The following is a 19230-nucleotide window of genomic DNA, read 5'->3' as shown; positions in this document are numbered from 1 at the left end:
TTTAGGTTCATGCAACCCTGTCGGGGGATGCAGGTTTAACCCGTGTTGCATTCAAGGAAGGGAAACAGTCATGCGTAAGATGATTGCGGCGGTTGCCGCTCTCTCGCTGGCCATGCCCGTCGCGTTCGAGATTCCGGCGGCGCAGGCGCAGAGCCACTACAAGGGCAAGAGCTACAAGTCGCGGGCCTATTACAAGAAGTGCCGCCACTCGCCCGGTAATGCCGGCCTGATCGGCGGTGCGGCGGTCGGCGTGCTCGCCGGCCCCGCGATCATCGGCCACGGCCTGCTTGGCGCCGCGGTCGGTGGTGTCGGCGGCGCACTCGGCGGCCGGGCGATCGATCGCAGCGTGAGCGCGAAGCACCGCTGCTACTACGTCCGCCGCTAGGTAGAGCGTCCGCGCGCGGTCACCGGCCAGCTGCCGGTGATCGCGTCGCCCTCCACCAGCCAATAGCAATCATAGAGATTCACGGTCGGGTCGCAGTGCGGCGGAACCAGCGTCACGCGGTCCGCCAGGCCCGGCAGCTGCTCGCCGATCAGCGCACCCTGCTCGTCGCCCATGAAGGCGAAGCGCGCGGTGCCTGACGCGGTAATGGGCACCCCGGCATCGGTGGCGAAAGACTTCAATCCCGCATCGATCGTCACCATGCCGGGCGTGTTCGCGCTGATCACGGTGGAATCCACCCACAGCGCCTGTTCGAAGCTTGGCCCGGCCAGTTCGCAATCGCGATATTCGCGGTCGAGGAAGATGTAGCTGCCCACCTGCAGCTCGCTCAGCACGCCCAGTTCGGCATCGATCGCAAAGGTGCCGGTGCCCGCGCCCGTCACCACCGGAACATCGATCCCGGCCGCCGCCAGCGCTGCCAGCACGGTGCGCAGATACGCGGTCTTGCCCGTAATCGCCGCGCGGCGGTCCGCAAGCGTCGCGATGTGCTGTTCGGAGCCGCAATAGAATTGCACGCCGCCCAGCGTCAGCCCCGCCGCGGCAATCGCCCGTGCCAGTGCCACAGCGGCCTCGGGCGAGGTCACCCCGGTGCGGTGCACGCCCGGATCGACATCGACGAACACGCGCACGCCGCTGCCCGCCAGCGCCGCCACAGGCGCGGGATGGTCCGCCACCACCGACAGCCGGATCATGCCCGCCAGAGCCTTCAACCGCGCGATCCCGCCGGGCGTCACCACCGGCGAGGTCAGGTGGATGTCGCCCACTCCGCACGCCGCCAGCGCCTCGGCCTCGCCCAGCTTGGCGCAGCATATCCCCGCCGCGCCCGCAGCGACCTGCCGCAGCGCGATTTCGGCGCTCTTGTGCGTCTTGGCATGCGGGCGGAGCGCCAGGCCGCGCGCCTTCGCGAACGCCGCCATCGCCGCGATATTGCGGTCCATCGCCGCCACGTCGAGCAGCAGCGCGGGCGTCGGCAGGTCGGCGCGGGGGAACGGAAAGCTCATTGGCACGGCATCGCGTCGCCGCGTTTCCAGTCGACCAGATGGAGATCGCGCAATTCGAGCCGGTCGATCTTGAATGGCCAATGTTCCATCGTGCGCTTGCCGGGCATGACCAGGCACACCGTCGTCGGCTGCGCGCCGCCGCCGCGGTGCATGACCGCGCGGTAGACGAAGCTCTGCGCATAGCCGTTCTCCACCGCGAGCATCGTCTGCCCGGCGGGATATTCGACCATCTTGAGCTTGATCCGGTCGGGGGCGATCGGCGGAGTCTCGGGCACGCCGTCATGGCCTGCACCGGTACCGACCGAGCCGACCTTGTACTTTCCGGTCTGCCACAGCGTGTTGACCGCGGCAGCTTCGAACGGCGCGACCTCGGCCTGGATCGGGGCGGCCGCAGTAAAGCCGCTGCCTGCGATCTGCACGGTGACGGTCTGGCCGCGGGCGATGTTCAGCACCGGCGCGTCGGCGGCGGGCGCGGCGGCGACCAGCGTGAGTGCGGCAATCGGAATGGCGATGCGCATGATATTTCCCCCTGTCGATCGTGGTCGAGCCTAGTTCGTGGCGCGGCGAAAGGCACCCCCTGTCCCTCGCCCCATCACCGGGTCTATAGGGCTGGGATCGGATGAGGCGCGCGCCTGCCGCCGCCTCCCAAGCAGTCTTGAGGATCGACCATGTCCAGCTATGCCGACCGTCTCCGCGCCCTTCGCGAGCAGCTGAAGCGCGACCGACTCGACGGGTTCGTCGTGCCGCTCACCGATGAGCATATGTCCGAATATGTCGGCGCCTATGCCCAGCGCCTTGCCTGGCTCACCGGCTTCCAGGGCTCGGCCGGTACCGCGGTGGTGCTGCCGCAGGAAGCGGCGATCTTCACCGATGGGCGCTACACCATCCAGGTCCGCCAGCAGGTCTCGGGCGACGACTGGGAATATGTCGGCGTGCCGGCGACCAGCGTCGCCTCTTGGCTCGGCACGCACGCGCCCGACGGCGGCCGCATCGGCTATGATCCCTGGCTGCACACCCGCGCCTGGGTCGAGGAAGCGCGCAAGGCGCTGGCCGAGAAGGGCGCCGAGCTGGTCGCGGTGAACACCAACCCGATCGATGCGGTCTGGCCCGACAAGCCCGCACCGAGCGCCGCGACGCTTGCGGTGCAGGCCGACGATCTCGCCGGCAAATCCTCCCCCGCCAAGCGCGCCGAGATCGCCGACTGGCTGGCCGAGCGCAAGGCCGACGCGGTCGTGCTCTCCGCGCTCGATTCGATCGCCTGGGCGTTCAATATCCGCGGCACCGACGTGTCGCACACGCCGGTCGCGCTCGCCTATGCGGTGGTCAACGCCGATGGCACTGCCGATTTCTTCGTCGCGCCCGAAAAGGTGACCGACGAAGTCCGCCAGCATCTCGGCAACGCCATCCGCATCCATGACCGCACTGCCTTCGCCCCGGCGCTCCAGGGCTTTGCCGGCAAGCGCGTCGCTGCCGATCCGGGCAGCGCGGTCTCGGCGATCTTCGACGCGCTCGATGCTGGCGGCGCCAAGGTGCTCGCGCTGCGCGATCCGGTGATCCTCGCCAAGGCGATCAAGAACCCCGCCGAGATCGCCGGGCAGAAGGCCGCGCAGGCCCGCGACGGCGCCGCGCTCAGCCGCTTCCTGAAGTGGTTCGAGGAGACCGCACCCCAGGGCGGCCTCACCGAGATGTCCGCCGCCGACAAGCTGCGCGAGTTCCGCGACCAGACCGGCGTGCTCAAGGATCTGAGCTTCGACACCATCTCCGCCACCGGCCCCAACGGCGCGATCCCGCACTACAAGGTCACCGACGAATCGAGCCTGCCGATCGAGGTCGGCCAGCTCTATCTGGTCGATTCGGGCGGCCAGTACGCGGACGGCACCACCGACGTGACCCGCGTGATGCCGGTGGGCGAGGCCTCGGAGGAGATGAAGGACCGCTTCACCCGCGTCCTCAAGGGCCATATCGCCATCGCCACCGCGATCTTCCCCGACGGCACCACCGGCGCCCAGCTCGACAGCTTCGCGCGCCGCCCGCTCTGGGAAGTCGGCCTCGACTATGGCCATGGCACCGGCCACGGCGTCGGTTCGTATCTGTCGGTGCACGAGGGGCCGCAGCGCATCGCTCAGCCTTATTATCCCGGCGGCCAGAGCCTCGAGCCGCTGCGCGAGGGCATGTTCCTGTCGAACGAGCCCGGTTACTATAAAGCGCAGGAATTCGGCATCCGGATCGAGAACCTGGTGCTGGTCACCAAGCATTTGATTTCGGGTGCGGAACAACAAATGCTCGGCTTCGAGACGCTGACCTTCGCGCCGATTGAGCGAACGCTAATTTTACCATCTCTGCTAACCGAGCAGGAACGCGCCTGGCTTAATGGCTATCATGCTGAAGTTCTGCGGATTTTGGGACCGCAGATGGGCGGGGACGAGTTGAAATGGTTAGAAGCGAAGTGCGCAGCTCTCGGGTGATGTGGTTCATGGCCGGCGCGGTCGCCATGGCGATGTACCTTCAGGGGCCGCACGCCATCGTGCGCAACGCCTATGATACGGCTCAGGGCGTCTCGCTCTGGTTCGGATCGCTCTGAACCGGGGCTGATTCGGGGGGCGCGGCCTGCTCGCGGGCCTGCGCCTTGCGCTTCCTCAGATTGGCCCGCAGCGCCTCGGCCAGCCGGGCCTGTTTTTCCGCATCGCTCATATTCCTGCGATAAACCGCTTCCCCGCGGGTTGACAATCGGTCCTACCCAAGCACATAGGCGCCTCCCGCTTGGGACCCGGCGCTGCCGGACCGTTCGAGCGAGTGCTGCCGTAGCTCAGTGGTAGAGCGCATCCTTGGTAAGGCTGAGGTCGTGAGTTCAATCCTCACCGGCAGCACCATTCGCTTCTAGATCGCGAACAAATCCCCCATGCGGGGCTCCCGCTCCAGGAAGTCGGTGATCGCAGCGTAGACTGCATCTAGATCCGCATCCTCGATGCAATAGGGCGGCATCACGTACAGCGTGTTGCCCAGCGGCCGCAGCAGCACGCCGCGTTCGTGCGCGAAGGCCTTCAGCCGCGGGCCCATTGCATTGAGATAGACCGATTCGCTCGCCCCCATTTCCGCGGCGACGACCGTGCCGAGCCGGCGCGGGTTGCGGATCAGCGGGTGGGCGGCGAGCCGGTCGAGCCGGTCTTGCTGGCGGTCGCCGAGATCGGCGATGCGGTCGAGCACCGGTTCCTCGCGCCAGATCGCCAGATTGGCGTTGGCGGCAGCGCAGGCGATCGGGTTGGCGGTGTAGCTCGACGAGTGGAAGAACATCCGCGCGCGGTCGTCGGAGCGGTGCGCGTCGAAGATCGGCGCCGTCGCCATCGTCACCGCGAGTGGCACCGCGCCGCCGGTCAGGCCCTTGGACAGGCAGAGAATATCGGGCACCACGCCCGCCCGCTCGCAGGCGAGCAGCGTGCCGGTGCGCCCCCAGCCGGTCATCACTTCGTCGGCAATGAACAGCACGCCGTGCGCCGCGCAGATCTTGCGCATCTCGGCGAGCAGGCTGGCCGAATAGAATTTCATGCCGCCCGCGCCCAGCGCCAGCGGCTCGACCAGCAATGCGGCGGGCTTCGCGCGGCACTGCGCCTCGAGCGCGTCGAGCGTCGCCTGGCTCCGGCCGGGCTCGGGGAAGGGGATCGTCGCCACGTCGAACAGCAGCGGCTGGTAGGGCCGGTTGAACACCCCGCGCGCGCCGACCGACATGCCGCCGATCGTGTCGCCATGATAGCCATGCTCCATCACCACGATGCGGTGGCGGGGCTCGCCGCGATTGTCCCAGAAGCCGAGCGCCATCTTGAGCGCCACTTCGACGCTGGTCGAGCCGCTGTCCGAATAGAAGACGTGGCGGAGTTCGTCCGGCATGATCCGCACCAGTTCGCGCGCCAGCGTCTCGGCCGGCTCATGCGTCCAGCCGGCGAAGATGATCTGGTCCATCTGCGCGGCCTGCTCGGCGATCGCCGACATGATCCGCGGGTGGCAATGGCCGTGCGTCGTCACCCACCAGGACGAGATCGCATCGACGAAGCGCCGCCCGTCGCGCGCGTGCAGCGCCGCGCCCTCGGTGCGCACGACCTCGGGGATCGGCTCGCCCAGGCCATGCTGGGTGAAGGGGTGCCAGACGGGCGAGGTCATGCAGCGAAGTCCGTGATGTCGAAGGCCTTGGCGAAGGCAGCGGAAAGCGTGGCGCGGTCGAGCGGGTCGAGGATCGGCAGCCGCCCCAATCGGCGGACCTTGCCGATGGCGGCGATGGTCGCCTCGCTGTCCTCGTTGGCCTCGCCGACAAACGCGATGCCGAGGATCGGGACGCTGCGCGCGCGCAGCGCCTCGATCGAGAGCAGGCTGTGGTTGATCGTGCCCAGGCTGGTCCGCGCGACCAGCACGGTCGGGAAGCGCCAGCGCGCGAACAGGTCGGCGTAGAGCAGTTCGCGCGTCACCGGCACCAGCGCGCCGCCGGCACCCTCGATCACCAGCGGATCGACCACGAAGGGGTCGATCGGCGGCGGCATCAACCGGTCGGGGTCGATCGTCACGCCATCGATCTCGGCGGCGCGGTGCGGCGAGCAGGGGGTGGTCAGCCGATAGGCCTCGGACAGCACCGCCGCGCCCGACAGCGCCGCCACCCGTTCGGCATCGCTGCCGCCATCCAGCCCGCTCTGGATCGGCTTCCAGTAGCTCGCGCCCAGCGCCCCGGCGAGGCCGGCGGCGAACACGGTCTTGCCAATATCGGTGTCGGTCCCGGTGACGACGATCCTCATGCGAGGCTCCCCAGCGCATCGGCGAGCGCGGCGACATCGCCCTCGGTCACGTTGAGCGTCAGCGAGATGCGCAGACGGGAGGTACCCACGGGCACGGTTGGCGGGCGGATGCCGCGCACGTCGAAGCCGCGATCCTGCAATGCCGCGGCCACCGCCATTGTCCGCGCGTCCTCGCCGAGCACCAGCGGCACGATCTGCGAGCCCGTCGCCTGCACGCCCGCCGGCGCGAGCAGCGCCTCGGCCTGGGCGATCAGTGCGTGCAGCCGCTCGCGCCGGCCCGGCGCGGTGATCAGCCCGAGTGCAGCCTCCACCGCCGCCGCCATCAGCGGCGAGGGCGCGGTCGAGAAGATGAAGGCGCGACCGCGATTGACCAGGAAATCGCGCACCACCGCAGGGCCGCAGAGCAGCGCACCTTCGCAGCCCAGTGCCTTGCCGCAGGTGTGCAGCGTGATCAGGTTCTCGCGTCCCGCCAGCCCCGCGGCCAGTCCGCGCCCTTCCGGGCCGAACACGCCGGTGGCATGCGCCTCGTCGACGATCAGCACTGCGTCGTGCCGATCGGCGATCGCCGCCAGCGCGTCCAGCGGCGCGCGGTCGCCGTCCATCGAATAGAGGCTCTCCACGGCGATCCACACGCGGCCCGTGCCGCTCGCTGCGCGCCACGCGGCGATGACGTCCTCGAACGCATCGGGGTCGTTGTGCGCTGCCGCCCGCGCCTCGGCGCGGCCCAGCCGAATGCCCTCGTGTGCGCTGGCATGGACGAGCGCGTCATGGACGATCAGGTCGCCGCGCTGGGGCAGGGTGGAAAGCAGCGCGGCATTGGCCGCATAGCCGGTCGAGAAATAGAGCGCGCTCTCGGCGCCGAAGAAGCGCGCCGCCGCTGCCTCCAGTCGCTCGTGCGCCGCGTGGTTGCCGCGCAGCAGCCGCGACCCGCCCGACCCGATCGGCACCCCCGCGTCGATCGCGGCGCGTACCGCCGCCGCCAGCGCGGGATCGCCGGCCAGCGCGAGATAGTCGTTGGAGGCGAAATCGCGGCCGGTTCGCACCGCCAGCCGGCGGGCGCGCGAGCGGGCAGCAAGATCGGCGAGGTCGCGGCGCTGGGCTTCGAAACAATCCATCACGCTGCGCCCATAGGCCAGTCTTGCTCCCCGGCGAAAGCCGGAGGCCAGGGTTTCTATGCCGTATCCCTTTTGACCATGAGCCGCGGCTTTCGCCGGGGAACTGCAGGATGGGACGCGCAACCATGCTTGTCGGGCCGGGATATCTAGTGTATTATTTGAGCAATACACAAAGGATTCACCCCCGTGCAGCGATCCTTCATCGGCGAGAGCGGAAGACCTTTCGGCACGGTGGCGGCGCTGCTCAGCCTGCTGCTCACCGTCGCGCTGATCATACTCGGCGACCTCGCGCACGATCTGGCCGGCGCCGCCGATCCGTTCGCGGCGATCGCAAGGGGCACGTTCGTCAGCGCCCAGGCCTATTGGGGCCTGCTGCTCGCCGGCGAGATCGTTCGCAGCGTGTTCGCTGGCGCGCTGCTGCTCGCGATGCTCACGCTTGCTGCTCCGATCGGACCGTCCCGCCCGGGGCGGAAGCTGGCGCTCGTCGCCGGCGTCGCCGGGGTCCTGTGCCTGGCCGTCGCGTCGCATTTCTCCATCGAGGCGGCTGCCTTGCTCGGCCAGGGCCGAGTCTCGCCGCGCGGCGATCTTGTCGCCATGTTGACGCTGCTCGGCCATGCCGGCGTCGCGCTCTGGGCGAGCTTGACCGTGCGCGAGGCGCGGGCGGCGGGGAGCCTGCCCGCCTGGGTGCAGCTCGCGGGGCTCGTCTTTGCGGGGCTCGCCTTCGCCTCGGGCTTCTCGCGCCTGTTCCTCGAATTCGCTGCCCTTGCCGGCATCGCCTGGTGGGGAGGCGTCTTCCTCACGCTCCATCGCCCCGCGGATCGGCGCCTGCGCTGATGGCTTGATGCCTTGCAACTCGGCGGCGTTTCCACGATCACGCCGGCGAACAAGGAGCAAGCACCATGAAGACCCGCGCCGCCGTCGCCTTCGAAGCGAAGCAGCCGCTCGAGATCGTCGAGCTCGACCTCGAAGGCCCCAAGGCCGGCGAAGTGCTGGTCGAGATCATGGCGACCGGTATCTGCCACACCGATGCCTACACGCTCGACGGCTTCGATTCGGAAGGCATCTTCCCGAGCGTGCTCGGTCATGAAGGCGCTGGCGTGGTCCGCGAGGTCGGCCCGGGCGTCACCAGCGTGAAGCCGGGCGACCATGTCATCCCGCTCTACACCCCCGAATGCCGCCAGTGTAAGTCGTGCCTCAGCGGCAAGACCAATTTGTGCACCGCGATCCGCGCCACCCAGGGCAAGGGGCTGATGCCGGACGGCACGTCGCGGTTCAGCTACAAGGGGCAGACGATCTTCCATTACATGGGCTGCTCGACCTTCTCGAACTTCACCGTGCTGCCCGAAATCGCCGTGGCGAAGATCCGCGAGGACGCGCCGTTCCAGACCAGCTGCTATATCGGCTGCGGCGTCACCACCGGCGTCGGCGCGGTGGTCAACACCGCCAAGGTCCAGGTCGGCGACAACATCGTCGTGTTCGGGCTGGGCGGCATCGGTCTCAACGTGCTCCAGGGCGCCAAGATGGCCGGCGCCAACAAGATCATCGGCGTCGACATCAACCCGGACCGCGAGGAATGGGGCCGCCGCTTCGGCATGACCGACTTCATCGACGGCCGCGGCAAGTCGCGCGAGCAGACCATCGCCGAGATCCTCGCACTCACCGATGGCGGCGCCGACTATACCTTCGATTGCACCGGCAACACCGAGGTTATGCGCACCGCGCTCGAGGCCTGCCACCGCGGCTGGGGCACCAGCATCATCATCGGCGTGGCCGAGGCGGGCAAGGAGATCAGCACGCGCCCGTTCCAGCTCGTCACCGGGCGCAACTGGCGCGGCACTGCATTCGGCGGCGCCAAGGGCCGTACCGACGTGCCCAAGATCGTCGACTGGTACATGAACGGCAAGATCGAGATCGACCCGATGATCACGCACGTGCTGACGCTCGACGAGATCAACAAGGGCTTCGACCTGATGCATGCCGGCGAGAGCATCCGCAGCGTGGTGGTCTACTGAGATGTTCAGCCATGTGATGGTCGGCAGCAACGATATCGAGCGCTCCAAGGCGTTCTACGATGCGGTGCTCGGCGTGCTCGGCGCCGGCGAGCCCTTCCGCCACGTCAACGCCACCGGCCAGGTCCGGCTGTTCTACCGACACGACGGCAGCTCTTTCGGCATCAGCGAGCCGATCGACGGTGAGCCCGCCACCTGCGCCAATGGCGCGACGATCGGCTTCAAGTGCGGCTCGGCCGAGCAGGCGGCGGCATTCCACGCGGCCGGCCTGGCGCATGGCGGCACCGCGATCGAGGCCCGGCCCGGGGTGCGCGACGGCGGTTCGCTCGGCTCGGTCTATCTCGCCTATCTGCGCGATTCCGACGGCAACAAGCTCTGCGCGATGTGGCGCGTGCCGGCATGAGCGACGCCGTCAACCTGGCGGAGAAGTTCGCCACCTTCAGCGAGCATTGGGCGCCCCGCCTAGTCGCCAGCTACAACGGCAACGACGTGCGCATCGTGAAGGTGGAGGGCGAGTTCGTCTGGCACGTGCATGAAGACACTGACGACTTCTTCCTGGTGCTCGACGGCATACTCGACATCGAGCTGCGCGACCGCACCGTCACGCTCGGTCCGGGCGAGCTCTATGTCGTCCCGCGCGGCGTCGAGCATCGCCCGGTTGCCCGCCACGGCGAGGTCCGGATGCTCAATATCGAACCGGGCGGCACCAACAATCTCGGCGAAGGCTCGCCGCAGAAGCCGGTGGTGGACGCGTGACCGCGCCGGCCTGGATCCTGACGCTCGATTGCGAGGACAGGCCGGGCATCGTTGCGGCGGTCAGCGGCTTCCTCGCCGCGCGCGACGGATTCATCCTCGACAGCCAGCAATATGCCGATCTCGAGGCGGGCCGATTTTTCATGCGGGTCGAGTTCAAGGCGGCAGGCGCTTCCTTCGAGACCGCGCAGCTCCGCGCCGACTTCGCCCCGGTGGCGGAGCGCTTCGGGCTAACCTGGGCGATGGCCGAGGCGGCAGTTCGTCCGCGCATCCTGATCGCGGTGTCCACGGGCTCGCATTGCCTCAACGATTTGCTGCATCGCTGGAAGACCGATCATCTCGGTGTCGAGATTGCCGGCGTCGTCTCGAATCACGAGACGCTGCGCGACCTCACCGAATGGCACGGCCTGCCCTTCACGCTGCTGCCCGAGGGGAAGCAGGCACAGGAGGACGCGCTCCTCGCCGCATTCGATCGCGCCGGCGCCGATTATCTGATCCTCGCGCGCTACATGCAGATCCTGTCGCCTGCGCTCGCCGATCGGCTGGCGGGCAGGTGCATCAACATCCATCACAGCTTCCTGCCCGGCTTCAAGGGCGCACGGCCTTATCACCGCGCGCACGAGCGCGGCGTCAAGCTGATCGGCGCCACCGCGCATTTCGTTACCAGCGATCTCGATGAAGGGCCGATCATCGAGCAGGCGGTCGAGCGCGTCGATCATCGGGCCTCGGTCGACGACATGATCCGCATCGGTCGCGACATCGAGGCGCAGGTGCTGGCCCGCGCCGTGCAATGGGTGGGGGCGCGCCGCGTCTTCCTCAACGGCAACCGCACCATCGTCTTCCGCTGAAGGACCCGCCATGGAACTCCTCTCCTCGAACAAGGCGCATGGCGGCGTGCAGGGCGTCTATCGCCACGCCTCCGCCGTCACCGGCACCGAGATGACCTTCTCGGTCTTCGTCCCCGAGCATGAACCCGGCGCGACGCTGCCGGTGCTCTGGTATCTCTCCGGCCTCACCTGCACCCACGCCAATGTCACCGAGAAGGGCGAGTATCGCCAGGCATGCGCCGAGCACGGCGTGATCCTGGTCGCGCCCGACACCTCGCCGCGCGGCCCCAGCGTGCCCGATGACGAGGCCTATGATTTCGGCCAGGGCGCCGGCTTCTATCTCGACGCCACCCAGGAGCCCTGGTCGACGCATTTCCGGATGCGGTCGTACCTCGAGACCGAGCTGCCCGCTTTGGTCGCCGCCGAGTTCCCCGCCGACCTGGCCCGCCAGAGCATCACCGGCCATTCGATGGGTGGCCACGGCGCGCTCACCATCGGCCTGCGCAACCCGGAGCGCTTCCGCTCGGTCTCGGCCTTCTCGCCGATCGTCGCGCCGAGCCAGGTGCCTTGGGGCCAGAAGGCGCTCGCCGGCTATCTCGGCAAGCAGGGCCCGGCCTGGCGCCAATACGACGCCGTCGCGCTGATCGAGGACGGCGCGCGCATCCCCGAGTTGCTCGTCGACACCGGAACCAATGATCCGTTCCTCGACAAGGAACTCCGCCCCGACCTCCTAGCTACCGCCTGCGCCAAGGCGGGGATAGCGCTCACCCAGCGGCTCCAGCCGGGCTATGACCACAGCTATTATTTCGTCTCGACCTTTCTCGGCGATCACGTCGCCTGGCATGCGGAGAGGCTGAAGGCATGAGCCGCTACGACGTCCTGATCGTCGGTGCCGGCCATGGCGGCGCCCAGGCGGCGATCGCGCTGCGCCAGAACAAGTTCGAAGGGACGATCGTGCTGCTCGGCGACGAGCCCGAGCTGCCCTATGAGCGCCCGCCGCTCTCCAAGGAATATCTCTCGGGCGAGAAGCCGTTCGAGCGGCTGCTGATCCGCAATGCCGCCTTCTGGGAGGAGCGCCAGGTGACGATGCTGCCGGGCCGCACCGTTACCGCGGTCGATCCGGTTGCGCACCATGTCACCGCCAATGGCGAGGCGATCGGCTACGGCCAGCTGATCTGGGCCGCCGGCGGCAAGCCGCGCCGCCTGTCGTGCGACGGTCACCACCTCGCGGGCATTCATACCGTGCGCACCCGCGCCGATGTCGACCAGATGATGCGCGAGCTGGACGGCGTGGCGCGCGTCGCGGTGATCGGCGGCGGCTATATCGGGCTCGAGGCGGCGGCCGTGCTCGCCAAGCTCGGCAAGCAGGTCACCGTGCTCGAGGCGCAGGACCGCGTCCTCGCTCGCGTCGCCGGCGAGCCGCTGTCGCGCTTCTTCGAGGCCGAGCACCGCGCCCACGGTGTCGAAATCCGCCTCGGCGTCCAGGTCGAGGCGATCGAAGGCTCCGACAAGGTCACCGGCGTCCGCCTGGCGGATGGCGAGGTGATCCCTGCGCAGATGGCGATCGTCGGCATCGGCATCCTCCCCGCGGTGGCGCCGTTGCTCGACGCGGGGGCTGCCGGCGGCAACGGCGTGCTGGTCGACGACCAGTGCCGCACCAGCCTCGCCGACGTCTTCGCGATCGGCGACTGCGCGCTCCACGCGAACCGCTACGCTGCCGATGCGGCGATCCGCCTCGAATCGGTCCAGAACGCCAACGACCAGGCCACCGTCGCGGCGAAGACGATCTGCGGGGTCGAGGCAGGCTATGACGCCGTCCCCTGGTTCTGGTCGAACCAGTATGACCTCAAGCTCCAGACCGTTGGCCTCTCCACCGGTCATGACCAGCTGGTGGTGCGCGGCGATCCCGCCACGCGCAGCTTCTCGCTGCTCTATCTGCGCGAAGGCCGGGTGATCGCGCTCGACTGCGTCAATGCGGTCAAGGACTATGTCCAGGGCCGCAAGTTGGTGGTCGAGGACCTGGCCCTCGATCCCGCCGCGCTGGCCGATACCGCCACGCCGCTCAAGGCGCTTGCCGCCAGTTAACCACACCTGACAAACTGTCAGGTCTTGTTGACAATCTGCCGCGACTCGCTATGTAAGGTGTACCTGACAGAGTGTAAGGTCCTGGGGACATGCCAAGCACGCGATGCGAAACCGGCTGAAAGTGCTGCGCGCCGAACGCGACTGGAGCCAGGCGGAGCTTGGCGGCCGGCTCGGCGTGTCGCGCCAGGCGGTCAACGCGATCGAGACGGGCAAGTACGATCCGTCGCTGCCGCTCGCCTTCAAGATCGCGCGCCTGTTCGGCATGCCCATCGAGGAGATATTTTCCGATGACGGTTCGGGAGGTGGGGATGACTGAGGGGCCGGGCGAACGCGCCGAGAAGGCGCGCAACAACCGCTTCTGGGCGCTGATGGCCGGCTTCATGTTGCTCGGCGGCCTGACCGGCGCGGCGCTCGTCGTGATGCAGCATAACAGCGGGATGCTGCCCGCGGCGGTGGCGATCGCGATTGCGGTCCTTCTCACCTTCGGTGTCGGTGGCGGCACCTGGTATTTCCTGCGCAGCGTCGACGAGGTCGAGCGGCGCGACAATTATGTCGCCGGCACGATCGCGCTCAATTTCTACATCATCGCCTATGCCAATTGGTATTTCCTCTGGAAGGGCGCGGTCGTCCGCGAGCCCGACCATGAGATTCTCTTCATCGCGACAATGGTCGTGATGTCCGTCGCCTATTTCTGGAAGAAGCTCCGGCCCTGATCGGCCGCGAAACTGGAGGGCTTTCGCCATGTTGAAGAAGAAGCTGATCACTGCCCTTGCGGGGTTCACCGCGCTCGTCTCGCTGCCTGCGCTCGCCTATGCCCAGGCGGCGCCCGCGCCCGCCGCAGCGGTCACCAAGGATGCCGATCCGGCGATCTGGGTGGTCAAGGACAGCGACACCACCATCTATCTGTTCGGCACCGTCCATGTGCTCAAGCCCGGCCTCAGCTGGTTCGACGAGGCGGTGAAGGCCGCGTTCGACAAGAGCGACACCGTGGTGCTCGAGATGGTCATGCCCGATCCAGCCACGATGCAGGGCGTGGTGATGAAGGCCGCGGTCGCGCCGGCGACCGATCCGGCGCTTACCGCCAAGCTGCCCGCGGATGCCCGCCAGTCCTATGCCGCCGCGCTCACCAGCCTCGGCATGCCCGCCACCGCGCTCGACCGCTTCGAGCCCTGGTTCGCCGCGATGACGCTGAGCACGGCGCCGCTCGCCAAGCTCGGCTACGCGCCCGACAGCGGCGCCGAGATGACGATCACCGCCGCCGCCAAGGCTGCGAACAAGAAGATCGAGGGCCTCGAGACCTTCGACCAGCAGATCGGCTTTTTCGACACGATGCCGGCGGACGTGCAGGTCAAGTTTCTCGCCAGCACGGTCAAGGAATTCGACAATATCGGCCCGCTGCTCGACAAGATGGTCGAGCAGTGGAGCGCCGGCGATCCCGATACGCTCGGCAAGACGCTGAACGAGGAGATGCGCAAGACGCCCGAGGTCGGCAAGCTGCTGCTCACCGATCGCAATGCCCGCTGGGCCGACTGGATCACCGCGCGCATGGCCAAGCCGGGCACGGTGTTCATCGCGGTCGGCGCCGGGCACCTGGCCGGCAGCGACAGCGTCCAGGCGCAGCTCGCCAAGCACAATCTCAAGGCAGAGCGCATCCAATATTGATGTGACCGGTTGAGCCGGGCAGGGAGGGCGCGTCGAAGCCCGTCCCTGCTTCCGGAGATATTGATGGCAAAGCCTCGTCCCCTTCTCGGTCTGCTCGCCGGCGTCGCCGCGGGGCTCATCGCCTCGGCGGCGATGGCTGCCTTCCAGCACCAGGCCGAAAAGCTGCTGCCCGAGGAGGGCAAGGACGGGGATCCCGCCACGGTGAAGGCCGCCGATGTGGCGAGCAAGGCGCTGATCGACGCGCCGGTGCCCGAGCCGTATCGCGAGCAGGCGGGCCAGGCGGTCCATTACATCACCGGCGCGGTGCTCGGCGGCATCTACGGGGTGATCACCGAGTACAAGCCGGAGGCCAGCGCCGGCTTCGGCAGTGCCTATGGCATCGCCACCAGCGCGCTGCTCGACGAGGCCGCGGTGCCCGCCGCCGGGCTCGCGCCGGGTCCGGAAGACACTCCGCTCGCCCAGCACGCCTATGGCGCGGCGTCGCACCTGGTCTACGGCATCGTGCTCGAAGGCGTGCGCTGGCTGATCGCGGGGAAGCGGTAGGCCTTAAAGCCCTCTTCCTCTGGGAGAGGGTTGGGTGAGGGTGGCCTCGCCAAGGGCTGAATTGCTTCGAGGGCGCTCACCTTCATCCTTCCCACCGCCTTCGGCGGCGGGCCTCTCCCTTCTCCCAAAGGGAGAAGGGTTTAAAACAGCAAATTCTGCGTCGGTGCGTCGCGCCCCACCGGGCCGCCGCCGCGGCGCCGCGCCAGCTCGGTCTGCGCGGTGAAGCGCACGTCCTCGTCGCGGTCGTTCAGGAACACCGCCAGCGAATCGTCGTCGATCTCGCTCCATTCCTTGCCGCGATCGGGGCCGTAGCGAACGCGCGGCAGCAGCCCGGGCGCCTTCGACCATTCGACCAGCTGCGCCACGCTCGCTTCGTTGAGCATATCGCGCAGATGATGCGCGGTCACATAGGCATCGGGGAAGGCGCGGTGCGCGGGCAGGCCGCGCTCATGCACCAGCCCTTCGGGCTTGCGCCAGTAGCGCAGGAACTGGTTCGAGAAGCCGCCGCTGTCGGGCCACAGCCGTAGCGCGCACTTCCAGGTGCAGATCCAGTCGGCGCCGCGGGTCAGCGAGGGCGTGCAATATTGCTCCTCGAAGGTCGCCCGGTGCGCGGCCAGCGCGACGCGGCGCGGCCAGGGGTCGAGGATCGGCCGCGCGACGTCGTGCCACCAGGGCGCGTCGGCGACGTCCTCGTCGCGGATATGGTGGATCGCCATGGTCAGTGGCGGGATCGGCCGGCCGGGATTGACCATCCGGTTGCCGCCCTCGCCATGGAGCTCCCAGCGCCCGTCCTTGCCGAGCGCGACGTCCTGCCAGCCGATCTCGACCACGGCATGCGCGGGCGGCTTGTCGCCGGTGGTCTCGAGGTCGATGACGCGGATGATGGGCGGGTGGGATGACGCCATGACCGCGCATGTGGGGGCAGAAGCGCAGAATTGCGAGTCAATTTCTCCCTCTCCCTTGTGGGAGAGGGAGGGAGCCGACGAAGTCGGCGGAAGGGTGAGGGGGAGTCGTAGGCCGATACATTCCCCCTCATCCTTCCCACGCCTCCGGCGCGGGCCCCTTCCTTCTCCCACAAGGGGAGAAGGAAGACCTAGTGCGCCGCCTGCTCGCCGCGCTTCAGCCCGCTCTTGGCGAGCTGGTCGTCGATCATCGCGAGCAGCCGGTCGAGCCCGGCCTGGTCCTTGGCCTCGGCGCGCGCCACCAGCACGTCCTGCGTGTTCGAGGCGCGCAGCAGCCACCAGCCGTCGGGGGTGTTCACCCGCGCGCCGTCGGTGCGGTTGACGTCGGCGCCCTCGGCCTCGAGCCGGTCGAGCACTTCGTCGACCACCGCGAACTTGCGGCTCTCGTCGACCTGGAAGCGCATCTCGGGCGTGTTGACCAGCTTGGGCATCTCGTCCTTGAGCTGGGTCAGCGACTTGCCGATCACATGGATCGCCTGGATCAGCCGGATTGCGGCATATTGCGCGTCGTCGAAGCCATAATAGTCCTGGGCGAAGAAGATGTGGCCGCTCATCTCGCCGGCGAGCGGCGCATGGGTTTCCTTCATCTTGGTCTTCACCAGGCTGTGCCCGGTCTTCCACATCAGCGGCTTGCCGCCGAGCTCCGCGACTCGGTCGAACAGCATCTGGCTGGCCTTCACGTCGGCGATGATCGTCGCGCCGGGCTCCACGCGCAGCACAGGTTCAGCCAGAATGGACAGAAGCTGATCGCCCCAAACCACGCGGCCCTGCCCGTCGATCGCGCCCAGCCGGTCGCCGTCGCCGTCGAAGGCAAGTCCGAAATCGAGCTGCTTCTCCGCGACGAGCGCCTTGAGATCGGCGAGGTTCTTTTCCTCGGTAGGATCGGGATGATGGTTGGGGAAATTGCCGTCCACTTCGGTGAACAGCGTATGATGCTCTCCAGGGAGCAGCTTCACCAGCTTCTCGACCACCGGGCCGGCGGCGCCATTGCCCGTATCCCATCCGATGCGATAGGCGCCGCCGGCATAGCCCGCGATCAGTCGGCTGACATAGAGGTCCTCGACATCGGCTTCGGTCACGCTGCCCGGCGTCTCGGCTTCCTCCCAGTCGCCTTCGGCCGCCATCTTGCCGAGCTCCTGGATCCGCTCGCCGAAGAAGCTGCTGTGCTGAAACACCATCTTGAAGCCGTTGTAATGGCCGGGATTGTGGCTGCCGGTTATCTGGATGCCGCCATCCACCTCCAGCGTGGCCTCGGCATAATATAGCATCGGGGTGGGGCCCATGCCGGTGCGCACGACATCGACGCCCGAGCGGGTAAGCCCGTCGATCAGCGCTTCCTCGAGCATCGGCGAGGAGAGGCGACCGTCGCGGCCCACGGCGACGCGAGTGCCGCCGACGCGGCGCAGCAGCGTTGCGAAGCCGCGGCCGATCGCGCGTGCGTCATCGGGGCCGAGGGTCTCCCCCACGATCCCGCGAATGTCGTACTCGCGCAGCGAAGTGGGGTTGAAGATGTGCGTCATGATGCCTCCCGGGGAAATGCTGCCCGCCTAATCCACCACGCGCGCGGAAGTTGCAATGCGGGCGCAAAACCGCGCTGAAAACGAGGAAATCCGGCAGTCACATCGCGGTGGGAAGCTGCCCGCCCGTGAGGAGAAGCATGATGATGAAGCCGCTTGCCGCCGCCTTGCTCTCGGCCGGTCTCCTGCTCGCCGGCGCCGCCCAGGCCCAGTCCGCGTCGGACCTGCCGCCCAATCCCAGCTTCGTCGATACGCCCATGTCGTCGACCTATCCGCATTTCGCGCTGCGCAAGCTGCAGGACGATCGCGCGGCGCTCACCCGCGAAGCGCTGCGCCTGCGCAAGGCCGATGGCGGCACGCTCAGCGGCGAACACCTCGCCTATCTGCGTGCCAAGGCCGACAAGCTCAATCGCCAGCAGCAGATGCTCTCGACGGTCGGCGGGCCCTTCTGATCAGCGCAGCAGCGTATCGCGCGCCGCGTTGATCCGGCGCGCGAGCTCGGCCGATCCGCCCTTGTCCGGGTGGACCGCAGAGATCAGCCGGCGATGCGCCGATCGGATCGCCTCCTCGCCGGCGCCGGCGTCGACGCCGAGGATCGCGCGCGCTTCCTCCTCGGGCATGCGCGGTCCCTTGGGCTTGGGCTTCAGCACGAGCGAATAGAGCGCGTAGAGCACCAGGCAGGCGATGATCAGCTTCGCCATCAGGCGAACAGCGGCATGGTGACTTCGGGCAGCGCCAGCCCGGCCATCATCTCGCGCAGCTCCTGGCGCGCCGCGACATGCGCCAGCCCCATCTCGCCGAACTCGCGGCTGTCGAGCATGGTCAGCCCCTGGGGGAACAGCTCGCGGTAGATCACGCGCTCGGAGAGCCCCGAGATCACGCGGAAGCCGACGCGCTTGGAAAGCTGGTCGATCGCCTCCGACACGCGCTTCATGTTGCGCGCCTCGATGTGCTGCATGCGGTTGCGCAGGACGACCCAGTCGATCGTCTCGCCGTCCGCCTTGGCGCGGCGCTTGCGCGATTCCCAGATCAGCTCGGAATAGAAGCTGGGGCGCACCACCTTGAACGTGTCGGGATCGACCTGGCCGATCAGGTCGAAGTCGACGAAGCTGTCGTTCATCGGCGTGACCAGCGTGTCGGCATTGGTCACCGCGATCCGCGCGAACTTGTCGTCGCGGCCCGGCGTGTCGATCACCAGGAAGTCGGCGCCTTCGCCCAGCTTGTCGAGCGCCTCGGAGAAATAGGCCATGCTCTCGCCGTCATGCGTGTCATAGACCGGCATCGGCAGCTCGCGGCCCATCCGCTTCGACGTCGCGGCGCGGTTGTCGAGATACCGCCCCATCGTCCGCTGGCGGTGGTCCAGGTCGAAGCACGCGACGCGCGCTCCCTTCGATGCCAGCGCAATCGCGGTATGAACGGCAGTGGTGGACTTCCCCGTGCCACCCTTCTCGTTCGCGAACACGAGGACGTGCAACCGCTTCGATCCTTCGCTCAACGTACCAACATCCTTTATTGATCGAACCGCCTCCCCCCCATAGA

25 protein-coding genes and 1 tRNA gene are annotated in these 19230 nt (G+C 67.9%); 16 read left to right on the top strand and 10 right to left on the bottom strand.

Annotated features, from left to right (window positions below):
• Window positions 1–70: 70 nt before the first annotated feature.
• Complete coding sequence (locus ABLE38_RS05760) at window positions 71–385, top strand: hypothetical protein (RefSeq protein WP_348973200.1); 315 nt, start codon at window positions 71–73, stop codon at window positions 383–385.
• Here the strand turns inward: ABLE38_RS05760 and ABLE38_RS05755 are convergent.
• Window positions 382–1443 (bottom strand): alanine racemase, encoded by a 1062-nt coding sequence (locus ABLE38_RS05755; protein WP_348973199.1) that lies wholly within the window; start codon window positions 1441–1443, stop codon window positions 382–384. The genes ABLE38_RS05760 and ABLE38_RS05755 overlap by 4 nt on opposite strands.
• Window positions 1440–1961: a hypothetical protein gene (locus ABLE38_RS05750; protein WP_348973198.1), complete on the bottom strand. Its 522-nt coding sequence runs from the start codon at window positions 1959–1961 to the stop codon at window positions 1440–1442. The genes ABLE38_RS05755 and ABLE38_RS05750 overlap by 4 nt, the downstream gene beginning before the upstream one ends.
• A gap of 150 nt (window positions 1962–2111) precedes the next feature.
• Between ABLE38_RS05750 and ABLE38_RS05745 the strand changes: the two genes are divergently transcribed.
• Together ABLE38_RS05745 and ABLE38_RS05740 are read left to right on the top strand one after the other, a co-directional pair.
• Window positions 2112–3908 carry an aminopeptidase P family protein gene (locus ABLE38_RS05745; protein WP_348973197.1) on the top strand — a complete coding sequence of 599 codons (1797 nt, stop codon included), beginning with the start codon at window positions 2112–2114 and terminating at the stop codon, window positions 3906–3908.
• Window positions 3875–4024 carry a hypothetical protein gene (locus ABLE38_RS05740; RefSeq protein WP_348973196.1) on the top strand — a complete coding sequence of 50 codons (150 nt, stop codon included), beginning with the start codon at window positions 3875–3877 and terminating at the stop codon, window positions 4022–4024. The genes ABLE38_RS05745 and ABLE38_RS05740 overlap by 34 nt, the downstream gene beginning before the upstream one ends.
• Here ABLE38_RS05740 and ABLE38_RS05735 read toward each other — a convergent pair.
• Window positions 3991–4134, bottom strand: coding sequence for a hypothetical protein (locus ABLE38_RS05735; protein ID WP_348973195.1), 144 nt, complete (start codon window positions 4132–4134; stop codon window positions 3991–3993). The genes ABLE38_RS05740 and ABLE38_RS05735 overlap by 34 nt on opposite strands.
• 104 nt (window positions 4135–4238) lie before the next feature.
• Here ABLE38_RS05735 and ABLE38_RS05730 point away from each other — a divergent pair.
• Window positions 4239–4313 (top strand) — tRNA-Thr (locus ABLE38_RS05730).
• A 7-nt stretch (window positions 4314–4320) separates the two neighbouring features.
• Here ABLE38_RS05730 and ABLE38_RS05725 read toward each other — a convergent pair.
• From ABLE38_RS05725 to ABLE38_RS05715, 3 genes are read right to left on the bottom strand one after another with little or no spacing between them, the layout of a single operon-like run.
• Complete coding sequence (locus ABLE38_RS05725) at window positions 4321–5595, bottom strand: adenosylmethionine--8-amino-7-oxononanoate transaminase (protein WP_348973194.1); 1275 nt, start codon at window positions 5593–5595, stop codon at window positions 4321–4323.
• Window positions 5592–6218, bottom strand: a complete 627-nt coding sequence (gene bioD, locus ABLE38_RS05720) for a dethiobiotin synthase (protein ID WP_348973193.1) — start codon at window positions 6216–6218, stop codon at window positions 5592–5594. The genes ABLE38_RS05725 and bioD overlap by 4 nt, the downstream gene beginning before the upstream one ends.
• Entirely contained in the window at window positions 6215–7333 is a 1119-nt protein-coding gene (locus ABLE38_RS05715) for an 8-amino-7-oxononanoate synthase (RefSeq protein WP_348973192.1), read from the bottom strand. The genes bioD and ABLE38_RS05715 overlap by 4 nt, the downstream gene beginning before the upstream one ends.
• Before the next feature lie 186 nt (window positions 7334–7519).
• On the opposite strand from ABLE38_RS05715, the gene ABLE38_RS05710 reads away from it, so the two are divergent.
• The 11 genes from ABLE38_RS05710 (at window position 7520) to ABLE38_RS05660 (ending at window position 15212) form a co-directional block, all read left to right on the top strand.
• Window positions 7520–8167 carry a hypothetical protein gene (locus tag ABLE38_RS05710; protein ID WP_348973191.1) on the top strand — a complete coding sequence of 216 codons (648 nt, stop codon included), beginning with the start codon at window positions 7520–7522 and terminating at the stop codon, window positions 8165–8167.
• A gap of 65 nt (window positions 8168–8232) precedes the next feature.
• Complete coding sequence (locus ABLE38_RS05705; RefSeq protein ID WP_348973190.1) at window positions 8233–9345, top strand: S-(hydroxymethyl)glutathione dehydrogenase/class III alcohol dehydrogenase; 1113 nt, start codon at window positions 8233–8235, stop codon at window positions 9343–9345.
• 1 nt (window position 9346) lies between these two features.
• Entirely contained in the window at window positions 9347–9745 is a 399-nt protein-coding gene (locus ABLE38_RS05700) for a VOC family protein (RefSeq protein WP_348973189.1), read from the top strand.
• A complete protein-coding gene (locus ABLE38_RS05695; RefSeq protein ID WP_348973188.1) occupies window positions 9742–10098 on the top strand; it encodes a cupin domain-containing protein in 357 nt (118 codons plus the stop codon). The genes ABLE38_RS05700 and ABLE38_RS05695 overlap by 4 nt, the downstream gene beginning before the upstream one ends.
• On the top strand, window positions 10095–10943 hold the full coding sequence (gene purU, locus ABLE38_RS05690; RefSeq protein ID WP_348973187.1) for a formyltetrahydrofolate deformylase: 849 nt from the start codon (window positions 10095–10097) through the stop codon (window positions 10941–10943). The genes ABLE38_RS05695 and purU overlap by 4 nt, the downstream gene beginning before the upstream one ends.
• Window positions 10944–10953: 10 nt before the next feature.
• Window positions 10954–11787, top strand: coding sequence for an S-formylglutathione hydrolase (gene fghA, locus ABLE38_RS05685; RefSeq protein ID WP_348973186.1), 834 nt, complete (start codon window positions 10954–10956; stop codon window positions 11785–11787).
• Window positions 11784–13007, top strand: a complete 1224-nt coding sequence (locus ABLE38_RS05680; RefSeq protein WP_348973185.1) for an FAD-dependent oxidoreductase — start codon at window positions 11784–11786, stop codon at window positions 13005–13007. The genes fghA and ABLE38_RS05680 overlap by 4 nt, the downstream gene beginning before the upstream one ends.
• Before the next feature lie 103 nt (window positions 13008–13110).
• A complete protein-coding gene (locus ABLE38_RS05675; protein WP_348973184.1) occupies window positions 13111–13323 on the top strand; it encodes a helix-turn-helix transcriptional regulator in 213 nt (70 codons plus the stop codon).
• On the top strand, window positions 13316–13720 hold the full coding sequence (locus ABLE38_RS05670) for a hypothetical protein (RefSeq protein ID WP_348973183.1): 405 nt from the start codon (window positions 13316–13318) through the stop codon (window positions 13718–13720). The genes ABLE38_RS05675 and ABLE38_RS05670 overlap by 8 nt, the downstream gene beginning before the upstream one ends.
• Before the next feature lie 28 nt (window positions 13721–13748).
• Window positions 13749–14669, top strand: a complete 921-nt coding sequence (locus ABLE38_RS05665; protein ID WP_348973182.1) for a TraB/GumN family protein — start codon at window positions 13749–13751, stop codon at window positions 14667–14669.
• A 63-nt stretch (window positions 14670–14732) separates the two neighbouring features.
• On the top strand, window positions 14733–15212 hold the full coding sequence (locus tag ABLE38_RS05660) for a DUF1440 domain-containing protein (RefSeq protein WP_348973181.1): 480 nt from the start codon (window positions 14733–14735) through the stop codon (window positions 15210–15212).
• Window positions 15213–15352: 140 nt separating this feature from the next.
• Here ABLE38_RS05660 and ABLE38_RS05655 read toward each other — a convergent pair whose 3' ends face one another.
• Both ABLE38_RS05655 and ABLE38_RS05650 read right to left on the bottom strand, forming a co-directional pair.
• Window positions 15353–16117 (bottom strand): exonuclease domain-containing protein, encoded by a 765-nt coding sequence (locus tag ABLE38_RS05655; protein ID WP_348973180.1) that lies wholly within the window; start codon window positions 16115–16117, stop codon window positions 15353–15355.
• 188 nt (window positions 16118–16305) lie between these two features.
• Window positions 16306–17694 (bottom strand): phosphomannomutase/phosphoglucomutase, encoded by a 1389-nt coding sequence (locus ABLE38_RS05650; protein ID WP_348973179.1) that lies wholly within the window; start codon window positions 17692–17694, stop codon window positions 16306–16308.
• 140 nt (window positions 17695–17834) lie between these two features.
• Between ABLE38_RS05650 and ABLE38_RS05645 the strand changes: the two genes are divergently transcribed.
• Entirely contained in the window at window positions 17835–18143 is a 309-nt protein-coding gene (locus tag ABLE38_RS05645; RefSeq protein WP_348973178.1) for a hypothetical protein, read from the top strand.
• Here the strand turns inward: ABLE38_RS05645 and ABLE38_RS05640 are convergent, their stop codons facing one another.
• The gene (locus ABLE38_RS05640) at window positions 18144–18392 is read right to left on the bottom strand and encodes a DnaJ domain-containing protein (RefSeq protein WP_348973177.1); all 249 of its coding nucleotides are present in this window, start codon (window positions 18390–18392) and stop codon (window positions 18144–18146) included.
• The gene (locus ABLE38_RS05635) at window positions 18392–19186 is read right to left on the bottom strand and encodes a division plane positioning ATPase MipZ (protein ID WP_348973176.1); all 795 of its coding nucleotides are present in this window, start codon (window positions 19184–19186) and stop codon (window positions 18392–18394) included. Before ABLE38_RS05635 ends, ABLE38_RS05640 begins: the two co-directional genes overlap by 1 nt.
• Between the last annotated feature and the right edge of the window lie 44 nt (window positions 19187–19230).

Source organism: Sphingomonas sp. KR3-1, from assembly GCF_040049295.1.
In the GTDB taxonomy this organism is placed as follows: Bacteria; Pseudomonadota; Alphaproteobacteria; order Sphingomonadales; family Sphingomonadaceae; genus Sphingomonas.
This window is presented reverse-complemented; position numbering and strand designations above follow the sequence as displayed.